The sequence below is a fragment of the Chryseobacterium sp. MEBOG07 genome (genome assembly GCF_021869745.1).
Lineage (GTDB): Bacteria > Bacteroidota > Bacteroidia > Flavobacteriales > Weeksellaceae > Chryseobacterium > Chryseobacterium viscerum.
The window spans coordinates 2,793,561-2,818,352 of record NZ_CP084579.1; the positions used below are offsets into that span (position 1 = coordinate 2,793,561).

Annotated in this window: 23 protein-coding genes; 5 read left to right on the forward strand and 18 right to left on the reverse strand. The window is 37.7% G+C overall.

The window, feature by feature from the left end:
- Positions 1 to 2 precede the first annotated feature (2 nt).
- The 11 genes from LF886_RS12925 to LF886_RS12975 all read right to left on the reverse strand — a co-directional run bounded on the left by LF886_RS12925 (position 3) and on the right by LF886_RS12975 (position 13,576).
- Positions 3 to 2,879, reverse strand: coding sequence for a TonB-dependent receptor (locus LF886_RS12925; protein WP_236849953.1), 2,877 nt, complete (start codon positions 2,877 to 2,879; stop codon positions 3 to 5).
- A gap of 386 nt (positions 2,880 to 3,265) precedes the next feature.
- The gene (locus LF886_RS12930; protein WP_236849954.1) at positions 3,266 to 4,942 is read right to left on the reverse strand and encodes an NADPH-dependent assimilatory sulfite reductase hemoprotein subunit; all 1,677 of its coding nucleotides are present in this window, start codon (positions 4,940 to 4,942) and stop codon (positions 3,266 to 3,268) included.
- A 35-nt stretch (positions 4,943 to 4,977) separates the two neighbouring features.
- Entirely contained in the window at positions 4,978 to 6,690 is a 1,713-nt protein-coding gene (locus LF886_RS12935; protein ID WP_236849955.1) for a sulfite reductase flavoprotein subunit alpha, read from the reverse strand.
- A complete protein-coding gene (gene cobA, locus LF886_RS12940) occupies positions 6,680 to 7,525 on the reverse strand; it encodes a uroporphyrinogen-III C-methyltransferase (RefSeq protein ID WP_236849956.1) in 846 nt (281 codons plus the stop codon). The genes LF886_RS12935 and cobA overlap by 11 nt, the downstream gene beginning before the upstream one ends.
- A 23-nt stretch (positions 7,526 to 7,548) precedes the next feature.
- Entirely contained in the window at positions 7,549 to 8,460 is a 912-nt protein-coding gene (gene cysK / locus LF886_RS12945) for a cysteine synthase A (protein ID WP_236849957.1), read from the reverse strand.
- 30 nt (positions 8,461 to 8,490) lie between these two features.
- Positions 8,491 to 9,321, reverse strand: a complete 831-nt coding sequence (epsC, locus tag LF886_RS12950) for a serine O-acetyltransferase EpsC (RefSeq protein WP_236849958.1) — start codon at positions 9,319 to 9,321, stop codon at positions 8,491 to 8,493.
- Between the two features lie 4 nt (positions 9,322 to 9,325).
- Positions 9,326 to 10,564 (reverse strand): sulfate adenylyltransferase subunit 1, encoded by a 1,239-nt coding sequence (locus LF886_RS12955; RefSeq protein WP_236849959.1) that lies wholly within the window; start codon positions 10,562 to 10,564, stop codon positions 9,326 to 9,328.
- A gap of 93 nt (positions 10,565 to 10,657) precedes the next feature.
- The gene (gene cysD / locus LF886_RS12960) at positions 10,658 to 11,566 is read right to left on the reverse strand and encodes a sulfate adenylyltransferase subunit CysD (protein WP_236849960.1); all 909 of its coding nucleotides are present in this window, start codon (positions 11,564 to 11,566) and stop codon (positions 10,658 to 10,660) included.
- A gap of 12 nt (positions 11,567 to 11,578) precedes the next feature.
- Entirely contained in the window at positions 11,579 to 12,292 is a 714-nt protein-coding gene (locus LF886_RS12965; RefSeq protein ID WP_236849961.1) for a phosphoadenylyl-sulfate reductase, read from the reverse strand.
- Between the two features lie 82 nt (positions 12,293 to 12,374).
- Entirely contained in the window at positions 12,375 to 12,791 is a 417-nt protein-coding gene (locus LF886_RS12970) for an RrF2 family transcriptional regulator (protein WP_103234505.1), read from the reverse strand.
- Between the two features lie 290 nt (positions 12,792 to 13,081).
- Positions 13,082 to 13,576, reverse strand: a complete 495-nt coding sequence (locus LF886_RS12975; RefSeq protein WP_236849962.1) for a GNAT family N-acetyltransferase — start codon at positions 13,574 to 13,576, stop codon at positions 13,082 to 13,084.
- Between the two features lie 148 nt (positions 13,577 to 13,724).
- Between LF886_RS12975 and LF886_RS12980 the strand changes: the two genes are divergently transcribed.
- The 3 genes from LF886_RS12980 to LF886_RS12990 all read left to right on the forward strand — a co-directional run bounded on the left by LF886_RS12980 (position 13,725) and on the right by LF886_RS12990 (position 18,181).
- Positions 13,725 to 15,119 carry an aminopeptidase P family protein gene (locus LF886_RS12980; protein ID WP_236849963.1) on the forward strand — a complete coding sequence of 465 codons (1,395 nt, stop codon included), beginning with the start codon at positions 13,725 to 13,727 and terminating at the stop codon, positions 15,117 to 15,119.
- A 14-nt stretch (positions 15,120 to 15,133) separates the two neighbouring features.
- Positions 15,134 to 17,305 carry a S9 family peptidase gene (locus LF886_RS12985; RefSeq protein WP_236849964.1) on the forward strand — a complete coding sequence of 724 codons (2,172 nt, stop codon included), beginning with the start codon at positions 15,134 to 15,136 and terminating at the stop codon, positions 17,303 to 17,305.
- Between the two features lie 270 nt (positions 17,306 to 17,575).
- Positions 17,576 to 18,181 (forward strand): DNA-3-methyladenine glycosylase, encoded by a 606-nt coding sequence (locus LF886_RS12990; RefSeq protein WP_236849965.1) that lies wholly within the window; start codon positions 17,576 to 17,578, stop codon positions 18,179 to 18,181.
- Positions 18,182 to 18,184: 3 nt separating this feature from the next.
- Here LF886_RS12990 and mug read toward each other — a convergent pair whose 3' ends face one another.
- Entirely contained in the window at positions 18,185 to 18,688 is a 504-nt protein-coding gene (gene mug / locus LF886_RS12995) for a G/U mismatch-specific DNA glycosylase (RefSeq protein WP_236849966.1), read from the reverse strand.
- 276 nt (positions 18,689 to 18,964) lie between these two features.
- Here mug and LF886_RS13000 point away from each other — a divergent pair, with 276 nt between their 5' ends.
- Entirely contained in the window at positions 18,965 to 19,282 is a 318-nt protein-coding gene (locus LF886_RS13000) for a DMT family transporter (RefSeq protein WP_103234005.1), read from the forward strand.
- A gap of 189 nt (positions 19,283 to 19,471) precedes the next feature.
- On the opposite strand, the gene LF886_RS13005 is transcribed toward LF886_RS13000, so the two are convergent.
- The 6 genes from LF886_RS13005 to LF886_RS13030 form a co-directional block, all read right to left on the reverse strand.
- Entirely contained in the window at positions 19,472 to 20,173 is a 702-nt protein-coding gene (locus LF886_RS13005) for a LytR/AlgR family response regulator transcription factor (protein WP_236849967.1), read from the reverse strand.
- Positions 20,154 to 21,227 carry a sensor histidine kinase gene (locus tag LF886_RS13010; protein WP_236849968.1) on the reverse strand — a complete coding sequence of 358 codons (1,074 nt, stop codon included), beginning with the start codon at positions 21,225 to 21,227 and terminating at the stop codon, positions 20,154 to 20,156. Before LF886_RS13010 ends, LF886_RS13005 begins: the two co-directional genes overlap by 20 nt.
- Before the next feature lie 151 nt (positions 21,228 to 21,378).
- Entirely contained in the window at positions 21,379 to 21,774 is a 396-nt protein-coding gene (locus LF886_RS13015) for a DoxX family protein (protein WP_236849969.1), read from the reverse strand.
- Between the two features lie 423 nt (positions 21,775 to 22,197).
- Entirely contained in the window at positions 22,198 to 22,701 is a 504-nt protein-coding gene (locus LF886_RS13020) for a TlpA family protein disulfide reductase (protein WP_236849970.1), read from the reverse strand.
- Between the two features lies 1 nt (position 22,702).
- Entirely contained in the window at positions 22,703 to 23,131 is a 429-nt protein-coding gene (locus LF886_RS13025) for a rhodanese-like domain-containing protein (protein ID WP_236849971.1), read from the reverse strand.
- A gap of 90 nt (positions 23,132 to 23,221) precedes the next feature.
- Positions 23,222 to 23,488, reverse strand: a complete 267-nt coding sequence (locus LF886_RS13030; protein WP_236849972.1) for a hypothetical protein — start codon at positions 23,486 to 23,488, stop codon at positions 23,222 to 23,224.
- Between the two features lie 150 nt (positions 23,489 to 23,638).
- On the opposite strand from LF886_RS13030, the gene LF886_RS13035 reads away from it, so the two are divergent.
- A complete protein-coding gene (locus LF886_RS13035; RefSeq protein WP_236849973.1) occupies positions 23,639 to 24,751 on the forward strand; it encodes a hypothetical protein in 1,113 nt (370 codons plus the stop codon).
- Positions 24,752 to 24,792: the final 41 nt, after the last annotated feature.

The window sequence follows — 24,792 nt, forward strand, 5'->3', positions numbered from 1 at the left end:
GATTACAATTTTAAATCATACGTAAAAGCGAGATAATACAGTCCTCCGATTTCAGGGCCTGCTGCGTACTGGAAATAACGGCGGTTCAGCAAATTGGTTGCCCCAATTTTAATATTCGCACGAATTTCAGGAAGTTTCCATGTAGCCTGAGCATCAATCGTGTAATAAGCCGGAATTGCTCCTGATGCTAAAGGACTTTCCCACATAAAGCCACTCTGCCATCTTGCCACAAGGGTAAACCCTATATTTTTAACAATTTCTCTGTTTCCTACACTTACATTTACCATCCATTTCGGGGTATTGAAAGCAGTAATAAACAGGTCTGAAGAATTGTTGGAAGCAAGATCATTATAGGAAACATTTGTGTTGACATTATAATTTCCTGTAATATTATAACGAATCCCTAAAGATGTCCCATAGCTTTTGTAGGTACTATTGCTGTTCGTATAAACCCTGTATCGGTCCTGTTTGCTTCTATCGAGCATTGCAAGAACAGCAGTATTGCTTCCTACCTGGCTGTTTTTTGGAACCGCTACTTCTACCTGCCCAAGGAATCCTTCATAAATGTTGTAATAGAAATCCCAGTCCAGTACCAGTTTATTATTGAAAAAAGTAGACTTATATCCTACTTCAAATGAATTGATTTTTTCCGGCTGTAACTTCTGCAGATTGGCTACAGTTAAAAGCTGTTTGTTATCCTGAGCTGCCTGAGCCTGGGTTTTTCCGGCGTCTACATCTGCATTTACTGCTGAAGTGAATCTATCAATGGAAGCTAATGTGTAGGAATTCTCCAGATAGCCTAATCCATCGTTTACTTTTGAAAGACCTCCCACTCTTCTTACATTTCCGTTGTTTACGAAAGAAAGTGCTTCAAATAGTGATGGAAAACGATATCCGTTCTGAAAAGAAGCTCTGAAATTATGCTCTTTAACCGGAGAATAGACAACACTGATTCTCGGATTTAATTTGGCTTCAAATTCCGGGTTTCTGTCGATCCGTAAAGCAGCGTTGATTTTTAATTTATCATCAAAGAAAAGCTTGGTAATCTGTGCAAAAACTCCATATTTCTGATAAATAACATCTTTCCCGAAGGTGCCGTTGGCTAAAGGAATGTTTCTTTCATTCACCGGACGGTCGAAATCAACAAAATTGTTTCCATCCGGAGTAATGCTGTACAAACGGTAATCTACACCAGCGAGAAGGTTGAATATTTTCACAAACCTGCTGAAATCATAGGTAAGTTCACCCTGATAAAAGCGAGATTTCTGTTCAAGTTTAGCTCCTCCTGTTGCCGGAGCTCCCGCTACTCCTCCATTGGCTGAATCCCAGTTGTTTATTCCGATAATGGTATTTTTTAACTGTTCAAAAGCTGCAGTTCCCGGTACAGCTCTGTTTTTATCTGCTTGCTGGCGGGCAAGAATAAACGCGTCATTAAGATTGGCTCCGGCATTCAGGTTATTCTGAAGAGCCGTTTGGAATATATTTCTCCAGTTGGTATTGGAAAGATTGGTCAGATCAAGATTATCTGCCAAAGGTTTCAGATTATAAGAATCTCCTGTATTTTCTATCGATACATAAGCCCTGAAGGTCAGTTCTTTTCCTGTCAGTTCTATTTTATGGTTCTGAACAGTGGCATTCTGCAAACGGATTTTATTTCCCCTTTGGAAAGTTCCGTCCAGCAAGCCATAGCGGTATACGTAAGATGTTCTCCACTGATCCCCGAAACGGTAGTATAATCCTGCATCGAACTTGATGTTTTTTACATCCGGACTTACAAGATCTTTCTCAAGATATCCCGTTCTTGAAACATTGAATGTGGTAGGTTTCCCATTATAATCTACTTTTACGGCTACACGGTTATTTCTTTCATCACCGTATTTATTCCAAAGGTCTTCAGCCGGATTATTGGAAAGAGCAAAATTAGGGTTGGCAGTGATTAATGATCCAGGATTCTGATCGGTCAGATTGTTGGAGATCCAGTCTGTTCCGCTGAAATAAGAGGCATTCACTTTTACCGCAAAGTTTTTATTGATCACTTTTGCAAAACGGATGGCACTTTCTCCCAGAGAACTTATTTTATGATTGACATTGTCTACATGATTCACCCCGCCACGAAAATAAAGGCTTATTCCTTCAGACGTAAAAGGATCTTTGGTCTGTAAACTTGCCAATCCGTTGATGGCATTCATTCCGTACAACGCTGAAGCCGCTCCGGGAGTGACTTCCATAGACTGGATATCCAGTTCGGTAGGACCTATTGCATTTCCCAATGGTACTCCCAACGTTGCAGATTGTACATCTACTCCGTCTACCAACTGCATGAATCGGAAATTATTAGGCGAATTGAAACCTCTCGAATTAGGAATTTTCAACGTAAGACTTGATGTTAAAAGCTGTAACCCCTTTACATTTTCCAATGTTTCATAGAATGAGGCTGCAGGACTTTCCCTGATGGTTTTAATATCAATTTTTTCAATAGCAATCGGAGATCTTAATATCTTTTCCGGAACTCTGGAGGCTGAGATTACGACATCATCGATGATTGTATTCTGAGGGTTTAGTCCTATGGTTATTTTGTTAGAAGGAGAAAGTATTTCAACGGTTTGACCGGTAAAACCATCTTTTTGAATCACCACACGGAATGGAATGGTAACTCTTGTTCTGAGTTTAAAATTTCCTAACTGATCCGTTAATGCGGTATCCTGTGTATTTTCGATCTGCACCTTTACAGAGTCGAGACCTTTGCGTGTACCTGTATTTTTGATGCTTCCGCTAAGCTCTATAAGCTGCTGCTGTGCTTCTGCCAGGTTAAAAAATAGAAATGTGAATGCGATAATGCCTGCTTTAGGTAGAATATTTCCCTGCTTTTTGTTTTTCATTTTTTCTTCATTTTTTAGGTTGAGAATGAAGCTGTCTGAACTTTTACCTTGATTATTTTTACCACAAAAGGCACAAAAGTTTTTATTTTGAAACACTTTAGTTCACTTAAATAAGTTTAAAATGATGCCGCAGAAAAGCTTTCATTTAAATGAAAATCAAAAAATTTCACAAAACTTAAGTGTACTTATTATGCACAAAGTTTGGCTCTTTAAAAAACTTAAGTGTTTAAAAACTTTTGTGACTTTTGTGGTTTGATCGAAAAGTTGAAACAGCTTTGATTGTATTGTTACTTGAAAATCAACAACACATACACATTCGTCTGCCTAAAAGAAGAGGTTGAGTTTTTTTGTTTTTTTTCAGATCATAATGAAAATTAGCCATATAATTAATTTAAGGTGTGTAAATAACGGTATGAAAAATCGCCAAATGTTTCTTCTGCAAGTCTTTTCTGAACATAAATCCCGAAAAGTTCATCCAGAGTGGTAAGAATGTCTTCCTCACCAATATTTTCTTTAAATTTTGTGTTCAGTCGCATTCCTAAACGGTCTCCGCCGATGTGGAGATTGTATTTTCCGTAAGCTGTACCTACAAATCCTATTTCGGCATTGGGAGACCTTCCGCAGCCGTTAGGACAGCCGGTCATACGGATGGTGATATCTTCTTCCAGCAGACCATATTTTTCAAGAATAGGTTCTATTTTGGTAACCAAGGATGGCAGATAACGCTGAGCTTCTGCTAAAGCTAGAGAACACGTGTTCAAAGCCACGCAGGCAACAGAGTTTTTACGCAGGGCACTTGCTTCATTCGTATACTCTGAAATTCCGTGATCTTTTAAAATATGTTCAATTTCAAGTTTATCTTTTTCGTCAATATCAGCCAGAATAAGGTTCTGGTTACAGGTAAAACGGAAGTTGGCTTTACCGGTTTGTGCGATTTTTAATAACCCTGATTTTAAAGGATATTCAGCCGTATTAAGGATTCTTCCATGCTCTACAAATACGGTATAAAACCATTTTCCTTCATGGTTCTGAATCCAGCCATAGCGGTCTTTTCGCTGTTCAAACTTAAATTCTCTGGCAGGTTCAAAGCTGAATCTTGTTCTTTTTTCGACTTCAGCTCTGTACTGATCAATACCAAGTTTATCAATGGTGTATTTTAATCTTGATAATTTTCGGTCGCTTCTGTTTCCGAAGTCTCTTTGAACCGTGATGATTTCGTAGACAGCCTTCAAAACTTTTTCTTCCGTATCTACAAATCCAAGAATGGAGGCAAGACGGGCATAAGTGGCTTCATTTCCGTGGGTTGCTCCCAGTCCTCCTCCGGCAGCAATATTATATCCAACGATTGTATCATTTTCTATAATAGCAATTAAGGCAATATCATTGATGAATACATCTACATCATTATTGGGTGGAACGGCAATTCCTATTTTCAGCTTTCTCGGAAGATATCTGTCCTGATACAGTGGATCTTCTTCTGCTTTACGGTCTACCAGAAGTTCATCATCAATCCAGATGTCGTAATAGGATTTGGTTTTGGGAAGACACATTTCACTGATTTTTCCAGCGAGTTCGTAAGCTTCCTTGTGCAAGGGTGATTCCGAAGGATTCGCTGTACAGGTTACATTTCTGTTGACGTCCCCACAAGCTGCAATCGAATCCAGATGCTGAAGATTGAAGCTCTGAATGGTAGGTCTTAAATGTGATTTTAAAATACCATGAAGCTGAATCGTTTGTCTTGTCGTTACTTTAATGGTTCCTGTGGAATGATCTTCTGCAGTTTCATTCAGTCCTACCCATTGTTCCGGAGTTAAAAAGCCACCGGGAAGCCTTAATCTGATCATATAAGAATACAGCCATTCCAGTTTTTTGGAGACACGCTCTTCCCTTCGGTCTCTGTCGTCCTGTTGGTACATTCCATGAAATTTGATGACCGTTTGATCATCTTCCCTTATGGCTCCGGTAATAGTATCAGCAAGGCTCTCTTTTAAAGATCCTCTGAGCCCGTTACTGCTGGTTTTAATCCTTTCTACCGGTGAAAGGTTTTCTTTATCGTTGTTCATAACTGTTTCCTTTAATTTTTACGAGTACTTCTTTTTTAATACACATCTTTGGCATATCTGCCGCTCAGCTCCATATCTTCCAGATAAAGTACAGCGTCTTCTTTGCTGCGCTTTCCTTCCTTTTGGATAATTGTTAGAAGCGTTTGTTCTACGTCGTAGGCCATTGGTTCTTTGGCTCCACATACATACACAGATGCTCCACCTTCCAGCCAGTAAAATACTTCCTGAGCTTTTTGTTCTAACCTGTGCTGAACATATACTTTCTCGGCTGTATCTCTGGAAAAAGCAAGATCTAAATGCGTTAAGCTGCCCGTTTTAAGAAAATCCTGAAGTTCTGCCTGATAAAGGAAGTCTGATATGAAGTTTCTGTCTCCGAAGAACAGCCAGTTTCTACCTTCTGCCCCTGTGGCATCACGTTCCCAAAGGAATGATCTGAAAGGAGCTATCCCTGTTCCGGGACCAATCATAATGATATCTTTATCGGCGTCCGGAAGTTTGAAATGTCCTGCATCCTGAATATAAAATTCCACCTCTTCTCCTTCTTTGAATTCACTCAGAAAACCACTGCATAATCCGTTGTGTTTCTGATGATCAATAAAGAATTCTGATCTTGCAACCGTAATATGAATTTCTGTATCACCATGCGCTTCCACAGAGGAAGAAATTGAGTAAAGACGGGGTGCCTGAGCAGTTAATATCTGAATGATTTCTTCAAATTCATCTGCATTTTTCACCGGATAAATTCTAAGCAGATCAAGAAGACTTAATCTTACTTCCGGAATGGAGTGTACTGTTATTTTTGCATATTGTGCTACCACAGATTTAAGCAGATAACTAATGTTAAGATGTTTGTACAAGAGTTCTTCTACGGTATCCGTAATTTTTGTCGTTTCGATCTGTTTCTGAGGATCAATTCCTGTCAGGGTAATAATTTCATGCACTGCCGCTTTTGAATTGAATGGAATTACTCCCAAAGATGCACCGGGCTGATACGCAAGTGCTTCTTCTGTTTCAATTTCAATGTGATACGTTTCTTTTCCAGACGTAATATCATTCAGATTAATGATGGTTGAAACTTTTCCTTGAAACTTTTTTCTTCCGGTAGAAGCCTTTGGAGCTAAAACATTTTTTGTACTCTGACCAGCATTTTTATTAACGGTTTCAAATACATGTTCTATCCAATGGGAAGCTTCCTGCTCATAGTCAATATCACATTTCTTTAATGGAATGATGCGCTGAGCTCCCAATATTTCAAAACGAGAATCTACATCTTCTCCGGTTTGGCAAAACAAAGGATAACTGCTGTCTCCCAAAGCCAGTACCCCGAATTTTAGCCCGTTAAGATTTATCTCATTTTCATAGATATAATCGTAGAATTTTTTGGCAAGAGCTGGTGGTTCGCCTTCTCCCTGGGTACTGATGACTACAAAAAAGAACTCTTCTTTAGCCAAATCTTTGGGCTTGTATTGGGAAAGGTCAGCCAATTTTACCTGAATGCCCTTTTTCTTGATAATTCCGGCAAGTGTTGTTGCTAATTTTTTACTGTTTCCGGTTTCTGTACCATAAGCCAGCGTTATTTTCTTTACGGCATTCTGGACAATAGTCTTTGTCTCTTGTGGTGGCAGAACGGCTGTAAGTGACGATCCTCCGGCAATACCGGCAAGATATCCGCTCGCCCAGATGGCTTCGTCTCTGGAGAGGTCTCCGGATATTTGTTTTAATACATTTAATTTAGTTTCAGACAGCATATTCAAAGAAATTTTGAGTGGTAGGGATTAGACTTCCGTTTTCTACTGATTTGAAATAAAGACCTTCCTGTTCTGCATTTTCAAGCCATGAAAACTCTTCGTGGAGATTCACAATTTTACCCACAACCACCAAAGAAGGGGAAGCAAAGTTCTTATCTCCGAATTTTTCATTAAAATCATCAAATGATGATGTGTATACTTTTTGGAAAGGCGTTGTAGCCTGTTCAATGACTGCAATTTTCTTATCACCTGAAATATGAAGTGCTTTCAATTTTTCCACTAGAGGGGTAAGATTTCCTTTAGACATATAGAAAACAAGGGTATCATTGGTTAAAGCAAGCTCTTTCCAGTATTCTTCACTTACGATCTCTGATTTATAATACGTCAGAAAACGAACGGATGTGGAATATCCTCTTGCTGTTAAAGGCATCCCTGCAAATGCTGCTGCTCCTAAAGCTGCTGTAATTCCCGGAATAATTTCGTAGGGAATATTATTCTGTTTTAAAGCCTGCAATTCATCCAGAATGTTGGAAAATATAGAAACATCGCCTCCTTTCAGTCTTACAATGGTTTTGTTCTGAAGGGCATATTCCACCATCAAAGTATTGATATGAGACTGAGGCGTAGACGCATTTTTACTGCATTCTTTTCCTACATAAATGATTTCTGTATTTTCATTAACGTAGGTTTCCAGAATTTCCGGACTTACAAGGCGGTCACATAAAATAACGTCCGCTTTTGCGATAGCTTTTACTGCTTTTACAGTGATCAGTTCAGGGTTGCCGGGCCCTGCACCGATAAGGTAAACCTTTGGTGATTTTATATTTGTTTTCATTGAAGTAGGTGTTAATTAAGGATTTAGAAGAGTCCTTCTACAGACAGATATCTTTCCCCGGTATCGTAATTGATGGTAAGGATTTTAGCGTTAGGTTGTATTTCCGGTAAATGTTTTGCAATGGCTGCTAAAGCGGCTCCAGTGGAAACTCCAACAAAAAGGCCTTCTTTTTTAGCGGCATTAAGGGTATATTCATAAGCCTCTTCCTTACCTACCGTGATCACTCCATCCAAAAGGGTAATATCCAGAATGGATGGTACAAAGCCGGCTCCTAATCCCTGTAATGGGTGTGGCGCTGGGCTTCCTCCGCTTAATACAGGAGATAATTCAGGTTCTACGGCAATTACTTTTACGTTAGGATATTTTTCTTTTACTGTTTTTGCAATTCCGGTGATGTGTCCTCCGGTTCCTACTCCTGTAATGATGTAATCCAGACCGTCCGGAAAGTCTTTTAAAATTTCCTGAGCGGTGGTTTCTACGTGTACTTTTACATTGGCAGGATTGTCAAACTGTCTTGGAATCCATGAATTGGGTGTTTCTTCAGCAAGCTCATTAGCTTTTTCAATGGCACCTTTCATTCCTTTTTCTCTTGGAGTCAATACGAATTCTGCTCCGTAAGCCTCCATGATTTTTCGGCGTTCTATACTCATGCTTTCCGGCATGACAAGGACGAGTTTGTATCCTTTTACAGCAGCTACCAAAGCCAGTCCTATTCCCGTATTTCCGCTTGTAGGTTCTATAATGACGCTGTCTTTATTTAATAATCCTTTGGCTTCTGCATCTTCAATCATGGCCAGTGCAATTCTGTCTTTAATGCTTCCGCCAGGATTGCTTTTTTCAAGTTTGATCCAGATTTCATGATCTGAATTGAAGAGTTTATTAATTTTTACGATGGGTGTATTTCCAATCGTTTCTAATGCATTCTGAAACTTCATATCAATGTACTTTTTATTTTTGTTTTTTTCTTAAATCACAAAGGTTAATGATTCCGGTAATGAACTATTATCCTTTATTTTTATTTCACTTTTATGATAGACCAGTGAGTTGGCAGGAACATCCTGCGTAACCCAGACATTTCCTCCTATGACACTTTCTCTGCCAATGGTTGTTTCACCTCCCAGAATAGTGGCTCCCGAATAGATAATCACATCATCTTCAATGTTGGGATGTCTTTTCTGATGGGCTTTTTCTTTGGAAACATTCAAAGCTCCGAGGGTTACTCCCTGATAGATTTTGACATTGTTCCCGATAACGGTAGTTTCTCCAATCACGATTCCTGTTCCGTGGTCAATGAAAAAAGACTTTCCGATGGTGGCTCCCGGATGAATATCAATTCCGGTTTTACTGTGGGCATATTCAGAAATGACACGGGGCAAAATTTTCACTTCCTGAGTCCACAACTGGTGCGAAATACGGTAGACATAGGTGGCAAAAAAGCCGGGATATGCCAGGTATATTTCTTCCAGAGAATCGGCGGCAGGATCAAATTCCAAAATGGATTTTGCATCCAGAACCAGCTGATTGTATAATTCCGGTAGAGCTTCAAAAAACTGACTGACCTGTTTTTCAGTAAGGTTTTTATCTCCTGTTACTGTATTGATCTGATCAGAAAGTGTTTCCTGAAGTACTTCAAAATTTCTTTTCAGCTGATCTTCAGTATTGTCATTCTGAGGGAGGAAGAGCGCTTCATACAAATCCTTCACCCATTTTTTGGTCTTTATTTTATCAAAAAATCCATGAATATTATTTTGTTTGGTCTGATGAATTCTTTGTATTAATTGATCGGAAATTGCCATTTTTCTATTGAATTATACAGGCTGCTACCGTTGAATTGGACGTTTCATCTACCAAAATAGCTGAGCCGGTTGTTTTATTATTGGTAAAGCTGTCATACACCAGAGGCTGTGCTGTACGGAGTGTAACTTTTACAATTTCGTTTAGCTTAATTTCGCCATCGGTCTGTTCCCGGATCAGGGTGTTGACATTGATCTTATAATCTACCTCTTTTACAACTGCTTTTACAAGTCTGCTGTTTTGCTGCAGAAGGTATTTATTCCCTGGTTGCAGCGGTTTCTGATCAAGCCAGCATAAAAGAACTTCAAGGTCTTTTTCAACGGCAGGAACATCTTCTTCCGTAGCAAAAACATCTCCCCGGCTGATATCTACATCATGGGCAACGTGAATAACGGCTGGCTGGCCTTCAAAAGCTTCTTCTTTTTCAATGCCATTGATCTCTATTTTTGTGATTTCAGTGGTCAGATCTGCGGGAAGAATATGAATTTTGTCTCCTTTTGTAAATTTTCCGCTTAAAATCTGTCCTGCATATCCTCTGTAATCATGCAGCTCTTCCGTTTGAGGACGGATTACATACTGAACCTGAAAACGGCTTCCGTTATTTGTTTCTTCATTTAACGTTACTTCTTCAAGATATTCGAGAAGTGAATTTCCTTCGTACCAGTCTGTTCTGGACGATTTTGAAACAATATTATCTCCTTTTAATGCTGAGATCGGGAAATAACTGACATCGTTTAATCCCAGGTTTTCTGCAATTTTTGCATATTCTGATTTAATGTTTTCAAAAACTTCTTCGGAATAATCTACCATATCCATTTTGTTGATGGCTACAGCAACTTTTTTCAACTGTAATAAAGAAGCGATGATGGAATGTCTTCTGGTTTGTTCAATCACTCCTTTTCGGGCATCGATCAGAATAACCATCAGATCAGAGTTGGACGCTCCGGTGATCATATTGCGGGTATACTGCACATGTCCCGGAGCATCAGCAATGATAAATTTTCTTTTTGCGGTTGAAAAATAGCGGTAGGCAACATCAATGGTGATTCCCTGTTCTCTTTCTGCGCGCAGACCGTCCGTTAAAAGGGCAAGGTCAACTCCGTCTTCATTTTTGTTTTTTGAATGTTTTTCAAGGACTTCCAACTGGTCCTGTAAAATACTTTTGCTATCGTAAAGCAGCCTACCGATAAGGGTACTTTTACCGTCATCTACGCTTCCTGCTGTTATAAATCTTAATATATCCATCCGATTTTTGTTATAAATGATAAGTGATAAATTATGAATGATAATTGATGAAATATTTTGTGTAATCATTGATCAATTATCTTTTATCATTGATTAAAAATAGCCCCCTTTTTTCCGGTCTTCCATTGCGGCTTCTGTTACCCTGTCGTCAATTCTCGTTTCTCCGCGTTCAGAAATTCTGGTTGCTACAATTTCTTCGATGACGGCATCTATTGTTATGGCATGAGATTCTACAGCTGCAGTGCAGGTCATATCTCCTACGGTACGGTAACGGATTTTCTTTGTGGTGATGATATCTTCCGGCTCTAGGAAAACGTGTGACGAATTAGCAAGCCACTGTCCATTAAAATCTACCACTTCTCTTTCGTGCGAAAAATAAATGGAAGGGAGTGCAATTTTTTCTCTGCGGATATAGTTCCAGATATCAAGCTCTGTCCAGTTACTGATCGGGAATACTCTTACATTTTCTCCTTTATGGATTTTTCCGTTAAAAATATTCCAAAGCTCTGGACGTTGAAGTTTGGGTTCCCACTGCCCGAATTCATCACGTACTGAGAATATTCTTTCTTTTGCGCGGGCTTTTTCTTCATCTCTCCGGGCTCCTCCTATACAGGCATCAAATTCAAATTCTTCAATAGTATCAAGAAGTGTGTAGGTTTGCAGCCAGTTTCTGCTTGGAAATTTACCTTTAGCCTCAGTCAATTTTTTACTTTTAATAGTGTCTTCCACTTTTCTGACCGCCAGATTGACATCCAACTGTTTTACGAGTTGATCACGGAAATCTAACACTTCCGGAAAATTGTGCCCGGTATCTACATGAACAAATGTGAATGGGATTTTTCCGTGAAAGAATGCTTTTCTTGCGAGATGAGCCAGTACAATACTGTCTTTTCCCCCGCTGAATAATAAGGCAGGACGTTCAAACTGGCCTGCTACTTCTCTTAATATGTAAATAGATTCGGCTTCTAACTGATCTAAATAGTTTAACTGATGTATTGACATTTTTTTCTTTTTTTATTGATGAATATGCAGACCGCATTCTTTTTTGTTGGCATCTTCCCACCACCAGCGGCCGGCTCTGAAATCTTCCCCTTCTTTGATTGCTCTGGTACAGGGTTCACATCCTATGCTCACAAATCCTTTTTTATGAAGATGATTGTAAGGCAAATGATGATCTTTTACATACGTTATTACCTGTTCAGAAGTCCAGTGAAGGATGGGATGATACTTAATGATTTTGTTATCCGGATCCCATTCCAACTGGGGCATATTCTGTCTGTTGGTAGAATGTTCAGCTCTCAGCCCTGTAATCCATACTTCATAGCCTTCCAGTGCTTTTTTTAAAGGATGAACTTTTCGGATGGCACAGCATGCTTTCCTCTTTTCTACGGATTGATAAAAAGAATCTGGTCCATTTTCTGTTACAAATTCCCTGAGCTCTTTCATATCCGGATAATAGGCTTTGATTTTCTTTTTAAAGAAAGCCTTTGTGGATGTCCAGGTTTCGTAGGTCTGTTCAAAAAGTCTTCCCGTATCCAGGGTGAATATTTCAATAGGTAAATCTTTTATCAGATGAGTGATGACCTGATCTTCATAGCTGAAGCTGGTTGAAAAGATCACTTTACCCGGGAATTTTTCAGTCAGTATTTCTAGTCCATTGGTTTGAAAAGAAGCTTCAGAAGCCACTTTCAATAGATTTTCGTATTCATTTTCAAGACTGTTTTCCATGTCGAATTGAGATTTTAGTCTTGCAAATATATATAAAATTCTATAACTCCTATCAAAATAGTAGAATTTAAATGAAAAAAAATTATTTGTTGTTGATAAACTTAGTCAGAGTGGCTTCCATCATGCTTGTTCTGGTCTTTTCGCGAACGATCATTAATTCTTTTCTCAGATAGCAGACTGCTTCATCTACACAGTCATCACAGGCTTCGTAAAAGTTTAAAGATACACAAGGGGTAAGAGCGATAGGTCCATCGAAAATACGGTAAATATCTGCTAATGAAACATCATCAGGAGATTTTAATAAGTAATAACCTCCTACTTTGCCCTGCTTACTGTTAACCAGTTTTGCTCTTTTCAGTTCAAGAAGAATTTGTTCCAGAAATTTCTTAGGGATGTTCTCATCTTGTGCAATAATAGAAGTCGCCAGAAAGCCCTGGTTATAATTCCTTGCTAATCTGACCATTGCTTTGAGTGCGTATTTGCAACGTTTCGACATCATAATCTCTGCAAGTTATGATAAATTATCTGATAAATGAAATGTTTTCGGTGAATGGCTTTGATTATTCTTTAACCACAAATCGAAGATTCAACGAAGTTAAAAGTCACAAAAGATGAATAAACACTTAAGTTGATTTTAAGTGACAATGAAACTCCTGAGAAGTCCACTAAAGGTTAAAAATCAAAGATTTTTATGGATACTTTATGCTTAGTTTTGGTAAGAAGAATATATCTGTGAGGTCTGTGGGAAACAAATTCAAAAATGTGGCGTCCCTCAATTTTTCTTTTAATTTACTCTTTTTGTAAAATAAAGTAAGCCAATTCTTTATCCTCACGTGCCAGATTTTCAGTTCTAATGAAGCCGCTTTTTAGAAGAACTTTTTGAGATCCAATATTATCCAGATCGGTTACCGCTACGATATCTTTTTTATGATTTAATGAATAGCAATAGTCAACAAGCGCTTTGCATACCTCAGTTCCGAGTCCTTTACCCCAGTAATTTTCTCCTAAGGTATACCCTATTTCTATTTGTTCAGGGTTGTCTAGAAAAACTCTTGCAAGGCACATTCCAACAAAATCCTGAGTCTGAGCATCAAATATTCCCCATCTGCTGAATGGACCTTCTTTATAATCTGCTAATGCTTTGTCGAACATTTCCTTATATTCCTCAGGAGTTTTGTAAGGAAGATACCGGGTAACGTTCTCATTTTGAAAAAGAGTGGAAAACAACGAAAATTCTTCAGGAGTAAATTCGCGGATGATGATGGTGTCGTTTTTATAATGCATTGAAATTTTTTAATGAAATTACGCAATATCATAAAATTACATAAATAAAGTAAGACTCTATCACAAAAATCTAAACTTTATTGTAACAAAGACGTCTTTCAACGATACAAATCGTACATTAAAGCTTAAATTAAAAAGTATTCATAATATGTTTTCAACACAAACCTATCAAGATAGAAGAACAGTATTACAACGTAATGTAGCCAGCGGAATTTTATTGTTTTTGGGAAATATAGAGAACCCTGTGAATTTTGAACACAATCCTTATTATTTCCGTCAGGACAGTACTTATTTATATTATTTCGGTATCCAGGAACCTCGTATTGCTGCCATTATTGATATTGATGAGAATAAGACCATTATTTTCGGAGATGAACTAAGTATAGACGACATTGTATGGATGGGCAGACAGGAAACCCTTAAAGAGAAAAGCCTGAAATCCGGTGTACAAGAAACGCGTCCTTATGCGGAACTTTCTCAATATATAGTGAAAGCACAGACTTCGGGCAGAAAAGTACACTATCTTCCTCCGTATCAGTCTTCCAATAAAATTTTGCTGGCGGATCTTCTTGGGATTAGAATTGCTGAATTACAGCCTTCCGTAGAGATGATTAAAGCCATTGTAAAGCAACGTTCCATCAAAGAATCTCAGGAAATTGTACAGATAGAACAGGCCGTGAATGTCTCCAATGAAATGCATTTGCTGGCGATGCTTGCAGCAAAACCGGGGATGAAAGAATATGAAATTGCCAATGCCATCCAGCATCTTGCTGCCAATAAAGAATGCCAGATGTCTTATCCTCCGATTGTAACGATAAACGGTGGTATTCTGCATAATCATTACCGCCTTAATACGATGAAAGAAGGTGATCTATTCCTGAACGATTCCGGAGCGGAAACAGCGATGGGATATGCTGGAGATCTTACCAGAACTTTTCCTGTGAGCAAGACTTTTACGACAAAGCAAAAGGAAATGTATGAAGTCGTTCTGAATGCTTTTAATCAAGCTCAAAACCTTCTGAAACCAGGAATACGATTTAAAGATATCCACTTGAAGGCTGCACAGCATTTGGTAGAAGGACTTATTGATCTTGGACTAATGAAAGGAAATCCTGAAGACGCTGTAAAAAAACATGCCCATACCCTGTTTTTCCAATGCGGACTGGGGCATATGATGGGACTTGATGTACACGATATGGAAGACCTTGGAGAACAATATATTGGCTATACTGATGCAGAACCAAAAGATACCAAAACATTCGGATTGAAATCTTTACGTTTAGGAAAAGAACTGGAATCCGGTTTTGTAGTAACCGTTGAGCCTGGTATTTATATGATCCCGGAACTGATCGATATGTGGCAGGCTGAAAATAAAAATGCAGACTTTATTAATTATGATAAAGTAAATGAATACCGAAATTTCGGAGGAATCCGTGTTGAAGATGATTTCCTGATTACACATGACGGTTATAGACTTCTCGGAGACGGATTGATCAAAACAGTTGAAGAAATTGAAAATTACAGAGCTGAGCATTTAGCTTAATCCAAATAATATCTATGAAGAATATCAAAAAACTAACTATTATTGCATTGTATTTCCTGTGTCTGTCGCCATTGGCAGCACAAAAAACACAGTGGACTCCTGATGGCAATGCGTATTATTCATTTACTAAAAAAGGGGTTGAAATTGTTGACGTACTGCATCCCGGAAAAGATCAGACACTTTTAAGCAGCAGTGAACTGGTTCCAGCCGGAAGTTCTGAAGCACTGCAGGTACAAAGTTTTCAGGTATCTCCTGATGATAAAAGTTTATTACTCTTTGCCAATACTAAGAAAGTATGGAGAGACAACACCCGTGGGGATTACTGGATTTTTGATAAAAACACTAAAAAGCTTACCCAGCTTGGAAAAGGCTTGCCGGCTTCATCCCTAATGTTTGCGAAGTACTCACCAGACGGTAAAAAAGTAGCTTATGTGTCTAAGCATAATATTTATGTGGAAGATCTTTCCAACAATCAGCTTACCAAAATTACTACAGACGGAACGGATGGAATGATTAACGGTACTTTCGACTGGGTGTACGAAGAAGAATTCGGAACTCAAGATGGTTTCCGATGGTCTCCTGATGGAAACAAAATCGCTTATTGGAAACTGGATGCACGAGGAACGAAAAACTTCCTGATGATCAATAATACCGACAGTCTGTATTCATTTACTATTCCGGTAGAATATCCAAAGGTGGGCGAAAATCCTTCCGGATGCAGTATCTGGTTTTATGATCTGGCTTCCAAATCTTCAAAGAAAGCTGATATTGCAGGTGATGAAATGCAAAATTATATCCCAAGGATGGAATGGGTACTGGATTCTAAATCCGTTATTCTTCAGCAGCTGAACAGAAAACAGAATCAAAGTAAAATTATCGTAGCAGATGCGGGTTCTGGAAGCAGTAAAACTATTTATACAGAAACAGATGCTGCATGGATTGATATCAAATCCCGTTGGAATGACAATGACCCAAGCGGCTGGGACTGGATCGATAATGGAAAAGAGTTCCTATGGCTTTCTGAAAAAGACGGATGGAGACATATTTATAAAATAGATATGAACGGTAAAGAAACATTGATTACGAAAGATGCTTTCGATGTGATTAAGCCGGAGTTTTTTGATGTTCAGAACAAACAGATCTACTTTTTGGCTTCACCGAATAATGCTACTCAGAAATATCTGTACAAAGTAAGCATGAAAGGAGGAAATGCCCAAAAAGTAACGCCTGGAGCTTTTACAGGTTCTAATCAGTATACAATATCGCCCAATGGGAAGATTGCGATGTTTACGAATAACAGCATCAATACCATTTCAATAGGCTCTGTAGTTTCGCTTCCTGAACATAAAGAATTGGTTGCCGCCAAGAGATCAGCAAAAGCAGATCCTGCAAGATCTAAGGCAGAGTTTTTTCAGGTTACGACTCAGGATGGGGTTACATTGGACGGATGGGTAGTAAAGCCTAAAAATTTTGATCCTAATAAAAAATACCCGATTGTTTTCATGGTATATGGAGAACCGGCAACACAAACGGTAACAGATAGTTTCTATACAGGCTGGAACGAATTATATGTCGGAGATATGACTGAAGACGGCTACTTATATGTTTCCCTTGAAAACCGCGGAACGCCCGCACCAAGAGGCCGTGAATGGAGAAAATCTGTCTACCGAAAAATAGGACAGTTGAATATCCGCGACCAGGCAATGGGAGCCAAAGCTTTATTTGCAAAATGGCCGTATGCCGATACTTCAAGAGTTGCTGTATGGGGCTGGAGCGGTGGCGGTTCTTCTACCCTGAACCTTTTAGGACAGTACCCTGATATTTACCAGACAGGAATTGCTATTGCTCCGGTTGCCAATCAGTTGTTCTACGACAATATCTATCAGGAACGTTATATGGGACTTCCACAGGAGAACAGAGAAGATTTTGTAAACGGATCTCCACTGGCTTATGCTAAAAATCTAAAAGGAAATCTTCTACTCGTTCACGGAACAGGTGACGACAATGTACATTATCAGAATACTGAGGTTTATATCAATGAACTGGTAAAATACAACAAACAGTTTCAGCTGATGTCTTATCCTAACCGTACCCACTCTATTGATGAAGGAGAAGGAACATCATTGCACCTGGCGACCATGTTCACCAAGTATTTGAAAGAACACTGTCCTCCGGGAGGAAAATAATAATGAAAGTCTCACATAATGTGGGACTTTCTTGTTTCAGAATTAAACAAAAAATCCCCCGGATTGCTCCGGGGAATAATAGTGTCAAAAACCGATATTTTTTATTGTGATGTAAAGTGATGTTATATTGACAACAACAATGGATATGCCAAATTAATCACTATTTTATGAAATGTGACTTTTTGTGGTACCTTTTTTACTTAATTCTTCAGCTCTTCTATTTTTACAAGACTATCACTAAATTTGAGTGAATAATGTCTAAAACCATTCATGAAACTACCACACTCCTATTATTCCAATCAGGATGTTCTTTTTTTAGCTCAGGATCTTTTGGGGAAGGTTCTCTTTACGGAACTCAATGGTGAAACCACAGCCGGAATCATTGTTGAAACAGAAGCCTATTTTGGCGTTCAGGATAAAGCTTCCCATGCCTATGGCGGCAGGCGTACAGACCGAACTGAAATCCTGTACAACAGTGGCGGAGTTTCTTATGTGTATCTATGCTATGGAATTCATCATCTTTTCAATATAGTGACTTCCGTGGAAGGCGATCCTCACGCAGTTCTGGTAAGAGCTGTTGAACCTTTGATCGGTAAAGAAATCATGGAGTTAAGGAGAAATATGCCTGCTTCTAAAGCTGCTATTTCTGCCGGCCCGGGATCTGCTGCCAAAGCATTAGGAATTGACAGGTCATTCAACAAAAAAGATTTAGCGGAAAATGAAATCTGGATTGAGGATCAGGGTATTTCGTATACTAAGGATGAAATTGTTACAGGACCTCGTATTGGCGTTGCTTATGCACAGGAAGATGCGCTTTTGCCATGGCGTTTTTTTGTGAAAGGGAATAAATATGTAAGCAAACCCAATAAAGCATAACCATCAGGATTCGTGAACAGAATCATAAAACTCTTTATAGTACATAATCAGACTTTCAAGAGAGAAACCACGGTTCAGACCACTGGTGTTGGGTAAAACCCAGACTTTTGCTCCACAGAAATCTTCAGGCTGTTCTCCCCACAGAATTTCTTTCTTTTTAGAAAATCCTTTGTAAGCAGCTTTACCAAGAAAAGCGATATATTTCGGTTGATATTTTGTTATTTTTAATGTAAAACTTTCAAGAGATTCATCAAATTCCTCCTTCGAAAGCTCATCAGCGCGGGAAGTTGCTCTTGCTACAGCAGTCGTCAGTCCATATCCGAAATCCAGAAGAGAAACATCATTCACCGCCTCAATCTCATGGGGTGTAAACCCTGACTGATGAAGTACCTTCCAAAAACGGTTGCTCCTTCCAGAAAAATGATGTCCGTCATTGGATGATTTTAAACCGGGATTGATTCCACAAAAAATAACATCGAGTTGGAGTGAAATAATGTCTGTCAGCATAATTAAAATGAATTGGCTATATAAGTATTTTCATTGCTTAAAGATATTAATATTCATAATATTCAGAGACCCATTTTATTTTAAAATGTTGAACGTTTCACGGTCTATATACTCCGTTTTATCTTTGATTTTTGCTGTGTCACTCAGTTTATATTATTGGATATGAACAGATAGCGGTAATTTTGCAACAGTAATTAAGATGTTGTATTCTATTGTAAAGAACTCATTTTTAACTCTATTCTTTCAACAGTAGAAAACATCATTAAAATAAATAGTATGAACTGGATTGCATTAATTATCGCAGGAATTTTTGAAATAGGCTGGCCTTTAGGGCTTAAACTCTCTCAACAGCCGGAAAATAATAAATGGAGCTGGATCATGTTTTCAGTATTGTGTATGACTATTAGCGGTGGATTTCTCTGGTATGCTCAGAAAAGTATTCCTATCGGAACAGCATATGCGGTCTGGACAGGAATTGGTGCCGTAGGAACTTTATTGGTAGGGATTCTGTTTTTTCAGGACTCTGCAAGTATTTTAAGATTACTTTCTGCCTTACTGATTGTTGTTGGGATCGTTGGTCTTAAACTATTTTAAAAAAGAAATTGGCTTAAGATTATTGCTAATCATTAAGCCAAATCATTATTCAACATTGAAATAATACACTAACTCTATTTATAATTGCAAACCTTTGGATTGAATGGTTGAGAATTCCCTTCCTTTGGAGGGGTGGCGAAAATTCAAAGAATTTTTGACGGGGTGGTTTTAAACAATTTCATTCCAATCTTAAAGCTCCAGCAACGGTTTATAAGTCCTTCCTACAGGCAGTTTTTTTCCATTGATCTGAACAACATTAGCAGACTTTACTTCGATTTTTGATTTGGATATGATATATGATTTATGAATGCGGGCAAACATTTTAGGAGGCAACGTTTCCTCCATTTTGCTGATGGGCATTTTGAAAGTAAAAGTTTCTGTCTTTGTATGAATATTAATGTATTCCCTTAAGCTTTCGATGTAAAAAATATCCTCTAAAATGATTTTAACCTGTTTTTTACCACTGTTGATAAAAATATAATCACGTTCAGATATTTCCAGTAAAGCATCTTCTGCTTCCATTAAATGCTTGAATTTTTCGATGGCCGTCAGAAAACGGTCATACGGGATAGGTTTCATCAGATAATCAGCAATATCCAGCTCATAACCCTCTACTGCATACTGATGATAAGCTGTTGTAACGATAACAAATGGAGGATTTTTTATCTTCCTCAGAAAATCAAAACCTTTTACCACCGGAAGATGAAGATCCAGAAACATCAGATCCACCCCATGAATACTCAAAAGATTGCTGGCATATACGGCATCGGCACATTTTCCTACCAAATTCAGTTCCGGATCCCGGGATACAAAGCTCTCCAGAATTTCTGCGGCAATAGGTTCATCTTCTACAATAATGCAGTTGTATTTTTTAGAGGCTGAGTGTATCATGGAAATCTATAGTTAGTTTTACAGTATAGTGGTCATTATAATCCTCTACAGAAAGGGTATGCAAAGGATAAAGGAGTTCAAGCTGTCTGCGGATATTTTTCAGACCTATCTTCGTAGAATGCTCGTGAGGTCTTCCTTCTTTGGAATTTTCTATAAAATACGTAAGGGTTTTGTTTCTCAACTGAATATCAATGGTAATAAATGTATCTCCTAAACTTTCGGAAACTCCATGTTTGAAAGCATTTTCTACAAACTGTATCAATATCAGCGGTGAAATTTCCTGAGAAGGATTATCAATATCCTCTTTAAAATTCACCGTAAGCTGGCGGTGTCGTATTTTCTGGATCTGTATAAAATCCTTAATATTTTCAATATCCTTCGCTATGGAAATGGTTTTTTCTGCCGCTTCATAGATATTATACCGCATTACCTTGGAAAGCTGAAGGATAACATCCGGAGTTTCGTCAGCCTTTTTGAGAGCCATTCCGTAGATGTTATTGAGCGTATTGAAAAGAAAATGTGGATTGATCTGCGCCTTCAGCATCGTCAGTTCCTGATCCAGTTTTTCCGATTTTAATTGTGAGATCTGTTCTTTTAAAAGATTCTTCTGCCTTGTAATCTCAACCCCGAAAATAAGACCTACCATAAAAATAAGATCCATAAAAGAATTGAATGCCACATAACCATTGATAAATCCAGATGGCTGCTTACCATCCAACGTTTCTGTGACGTCATAAATGTAAGGATAAATGATATTATGGGCTAAAAACCGATGTCCTAAAACAGCGATTATCACAATAAAAATATAGCACAGATATTTTAAAAACTCTTTAAACCGAACTTTTTCATATACATACAGCAAAGCATACGCTAATGGAATTTTAACCAAAAAATACCCCAGCTCCAGAATAAGAGTATTCTGAAGTCTTATTTGCCATTTGAAATCCGGAAACTGATACCTGGACCAATAAAAGTCAAGGTAAGCCTCCAGAATATAATACAATATCCAAAAAAGCAAATGAATGCGCAGCTTAGATCTAGGGTCTGATTTCAAGCTTATGATGATTTAATAGCACAAAGTACTGATTGTTCAATCAAATATAGAAATATAAGTCTACCTAATGAACGCACTGATCTATAAACTACCGGTTTTGAGCTGTTATTAAGGAAAAAGTAAGAGAAAACTAAAGATTTTTGTTGGAAATCTAAGTATTCTTTTTATTCAGAAATTTAAAATAAACTTCAGGATACATGAGATTGAAAAAACTGAAGATCAGTAAGATATTAAACTCAATCCCATTAGTCCCACCCCCTACTACAAACCAGCCGTTCTGCCAGTGGACATAATAGATTCCGAAAGCAAAAATGATAATATTAGAAATAGCCACTGGTTTGATGCATTTATCGATCCAAATCAATGGAACTGAGACGAGATGCGTCAGTTTCAATGCCCAGGCTATATAAACCCCAGCAGGATAGAATCCTATATTGTCCAGATAAATATGTCCAAAATTATTGACATCTCCACTAAATATAGAAATCACACTATGCATCATCAAAATAACTGAAAGTGCCGAACGAAGGAAGAAATTCTTTTTCATAAGACCAAAATTAGTAGTTGAAGAGAAAACCTCTTTAATTTTGTATATCAACAGCTTTGAAACAGATACGAAATTATATTCTTTGTGTATGAACAGCATTTTAATGAAATAGAGCTAATAATAAATATTTTTTAATATTTCATATTTTGGTGATATAATTGAAATAATTTATTATATTTACAATCATAATAACAATATGCATGAAAAATACTCGATCAATTTTAATTACAGCTACTCATAGAACTTAAATAGAATATTTTATCGGACACAATGATTTATTCCCTCATGATCATTTGTCTGTTTTCACAATGATGCTTTCAAATTATTTTGTACACAAGATTCTAATACACAAATACTTCTTTTCAACCAAAAAGAGCAGTAATTTATTTACTGCTCTTTTTAAATATCTATAAGATTTTATCTTTAATTCTGACTTAAACTTTTCTTTAAAAATTCATCCAGATCCTTACCATGAAGGTTTTTGGCTACAATAGTTCCCTGTCCATCAATGATGACATTAAAGGGAAGTTCATCAATCTCGTAAAGTTTAGCAACAGGACTTTTCCAGAATTTTAAATCACTGACCTGTATCCAGTTGATACCGAATCTATTGATGGCTTTCTGCCAGCTTTCTTTATTCTTATCTAAAGAAACCCCCAGAATTTCAAACGTATTGTTTTTTATCTGCTCTGAATAAGTATTATAAATTACTTTCAGTTGGGGCTGTTCTTCTACACAGGGGGCACACCATGTAGCCCAGAAATCGATCAGAACCAGCTTCCCCTTTAACGTTGAAAGTGAAAATAAAGCTCCGTCTGCCTTAGTCATTGTAATTTCAGGAGCCTTCTTTCCTATTTCTATTTTAGTTTGAGAAAAAATAGTTCCTGAGAAAATCGTTAAAAATAATACGATAAAACCGGTCTTCATATTAATCATTTGTAGGGTAATCTTTGTCTAGCCAATCTGTTTTGATATTTTTCGGAAGATTTAATAGTTTCGTATTTTTGAATCCCATTTCCATCAGCAATGCAAAAGCAGGGCGTATATTAGGACATTTCACGAAAGGACAGCATCCACAGTAGATGACAATTTCTTTGTCTTTGGGAACATTTTTAAGATAGTTTCTTAGTTTTTCCAGATTTTCAGGCTCGTGGGTAGGTCCGATATCTACAGAACCTTTGATGATGGCTTCAGGTCCTACTGAAATGATAACCACATCTTTTGTTTTATTTTTTACAATTCTGGAAGCCAGCAGCGCCGGGTCCATCAGCTGGCTGTCTTTCCATGGATCCTGTTTTTGCTGTGCCTGGCTGAAAAAAGAACAGACAAAACAAGCAATGATAAACAAATACTTCATACTTCTATTTTTCACAAAGATAAAAATGTTTTGCTGAGCGATCTGTACGGGATACAGGAAAATTAGTATCCATGGTCTATTTTGTAGAAATCATAACTTTTTTGGAGTGACATGAATCACATTTGAAGCTCCCGGTTCTATGACAAATTGAGTTCCTCCTTCCCTTTCATTCTCCCTGCCTTGTATGGCTGATCCTGTAATCAGAGTTAATTTCCCCTGAAAAACTGGATGTAGCTGTGACAGTGGAATTTCAATTTCCTCTTCCTCAAGCTGTATAATAATAGATTCTGCGTCAATACGCTGACGTGTTCCGTCCTTTGCAACAGCGAATGCTTGATATGTATGGGATGTATTCATTTTTTGTTTTTAAAAAGTGTCTATTTAAAACCTTCACAAATATAAAAATACGGTTCTTATTGATCAGAGCTAAGAGTTTTTTGTATTTTAGTGGTAAGATTGATGAAAATCCTTTGTTGATCATGGTTTCCTAAAAAGTAATATTGTTTTATGAAAGTAAATTTTCCGGCTCATTGGTGTGAATTTATAAAAGTTTTCACAAAAAAATTTGAAAATGAGATCGTGTATGATATTGTGCGCGTATTTCGAAGCAAAGAAGATGTTCAGGAACGATATGATACGTATCAGTTTGAAGAGTTTCTTCCTGGTTATATTCCTGTTGCTGATGATTCGGGGGGACAAGTTGCTTTAATTTCCAAAAAAGAAAATGATACCAAGGTTTATATAAGCTCCTACGGTGTTTTGCAGGAAGAATTACTGAAAGTATTGGATCGCGATTTAATGCACTGGATGCAGCAAAGGTTTCCATTTGAGAGAAAACAGATTTCTCTATCAACCGAAGATTTGGAGAAAAGAGCAATCGAAAATAAGAATCTGTTTCAACGGATTTCTTCTTATCCTGCTATTATACAGTTTCTTAAAAAGGCAGTTGCTTCAGAAATTCTCCTATTCCCTGAAAATTATGCGGTGGCAGATCAAATCTATTATTTTCAGGATGGCTATCACTATAATTCAGTTGAAAATAAAATATACAGCAGTAATGCTTCCGGTGATTTTAAGCTTGACTGGGTTGTATTGGGAACCAATTATTTTGCAGATCCCTTCTTTATTGATTTAAATGAACATGCTTCAGGTTTCCCAGTGTATTTTGCTTATCATGGACAAGGTTTCTGGGAACCTATAAAAGTGGCTGAAAATTTAATTTCCTTTCAAAAAATGTTAGATGATGTTTATGCTATAAAATTTGATAAAGAGGCACTGACAGATTATTTCAGTCAGTATGAAGATATTAATAATCCTTTCTGGGAAGAAGTTTGTGAAGCCATAGAAAATATGGAAGAAACTGCAGAGAACACTGTGGATGAGGAAATCACAGCACCATACTGGCAAAAGGCCAATTTATACATTACTGATATCGGACCCAATAAAATGAAAATTATTGCTTTGCTGAAAAAAGAACACAAACTGTCTGGATCAGAAGCATTGGAGCGGAGTAAAAGTAACAGAATTCTATTCCGAACAGGGTATTACCAATGGTTGCAGCATGATGGTAAAGACCTGGAAGATTTAGGAGCTCAGGTTGAATTTGAAATCTTAGAATAAAAGACCTGCAAATGATATGCTATTGATAGTTCTTTTATCTC

Coding starts and splice junctions, on each gene's coding strand:
- LF886_RS12925 (WP_236849953.1), bottom strand. CDS start 2,879: ATGAAAAACAAAAAGCAGGGAAATATTCTACCTAAAGCAGGCATTATC.
- LF886_RS12930 (WP_236849954.1), bottom strand. CDS start 4,942: ATGAACAACGATAAAGAAAACCTTTCACCGGTAGAAAGGATTAAAACC.
- LF886_RS12935 (WP_236849955.1), bottom strand. CDS start 6,690: ATGCTGTCTGAAACTAAATTAAATGTATTAAAACAAATATCCGGAGAC.
- cobA (WP_236849956.1), bottom strand. CDS start 7,525: ATGAAAACAAATATAAAATCACCAAAGGTTTACCTTATCGGTGCAGGG.
- cysK (WP_236849957.1), bottom strand. CDS start 8,460: ATGAAGTTTCAGAATGCATTAGAAACGATTGGAAATACACCCATCGTA.
- epsC (WP_236849958.1), bottom strand. CDS start 9,321: ATGGCAATTTCCGATCAATTAATACAAAGAATTCATCAGACCAAACAA.
- LF886_RS12955 (WP_236849959.1), bottom strand. CDS start 10,564: ATGGATATATTAAGATTTATAACAGCAGGAAGCGTAGATGACGGTAAA.
- cysD (WP_236849960.1), bottom strand. CDS start 11,566: ATGTCAATACATCAGTTAAACTATTTAGATCAGTTAGAAGCCGAATCT.
- LF886_RS12965 (WP_236849961.1), bottom strand. CDS start 12,292: ATGGAAAACAGTCTTGAAAATGAATACGAAAATCTATTGAAAGTGGCT.
- LF886_RS12970 (WP_103234505.1), bottom strand. CDS start 12,791: ATGATGTCGAAACGTTGCAAATACGCACTCAAAGCAATGGTCAGATTA.
- LF886_RS12975 (WP_236849962.1), bottom strand. CDS start 13,576: ATGCATTATAAAAACGACACCATCATCATCCGCGAATTTACTCCTGAA.
- LF886_RS12980 (WP_236849963.1), top strand. CDS start 13,725: ATGTTTTCAACACAAACCTATCAAGATAGAAGAACAGTATTACAACGT.
- LF886_RS12985 (WP_236849964.1), top strand. CDS start 15,134: ATGAAGAATATCAAAAAACTAACTATTATTGCATTGTATTTCCTGTGT.
- LF886_RS12990 (WP_236849965.1), top strand. CDS start 17,576: ATGAAACTACCACACTCCTATTATTCCAATCAGGATGTTCTTTTTTTA.
- mug (WP_236849966.1), bottom strand. CDS start 18,688: ATGCTGACAGACATTATTTCACTCCAACTCGATGTTATTTTTTGTGGA.
- LF886_RS13000 (WP_103234005.1), top strand. CDS start 18,965: ATGAACTGGATTGCATTAATTATCGCAGGAATTTTTGAAATAGGCTGG.
- LF886_RS13005 (WP_236849967.1), bottom strand. CDS start 20,173: ATGATACACTCAGCCTCTAAAAAATACAACTGCATTATTGTAGAAGAT.
- LF886_RS13015 (WP_236849969.1), bottom strand. CDS start 21,774: ATGAAAAAGAATTTCTTCCTTCGTTCGGCACTTTCAGTTATTTTGATG.
- LF886_RS13020 (WP_236849970.1), bottom strand. CDS start 22,701: ATGAAGACCGGTTTTATCGTATTATTTTTAACGATTTTCTCAGGAACT.
- LF886_RS13025 (WP_236849971.1), bottom strand. CDS start 23,131: ATGAAGTATTTGTTTATCATTGCTTGTTTTGTCTGTTCTTTTTTCAGC.
- LF886_RS13030 (WP_236849972.1), bottom strand. CDS start 23,488: ATGAATACATCCCATACATATCAAGCATTCGCTGTTGCAAAGGACGGA.
- LF886_RS13035 (WP_236849973.1), top strand. CDS start 23,639: ATGAAAGTAAATTTTCCGGCTCATTGGTGTGAATTTATAAAAGTTTTC.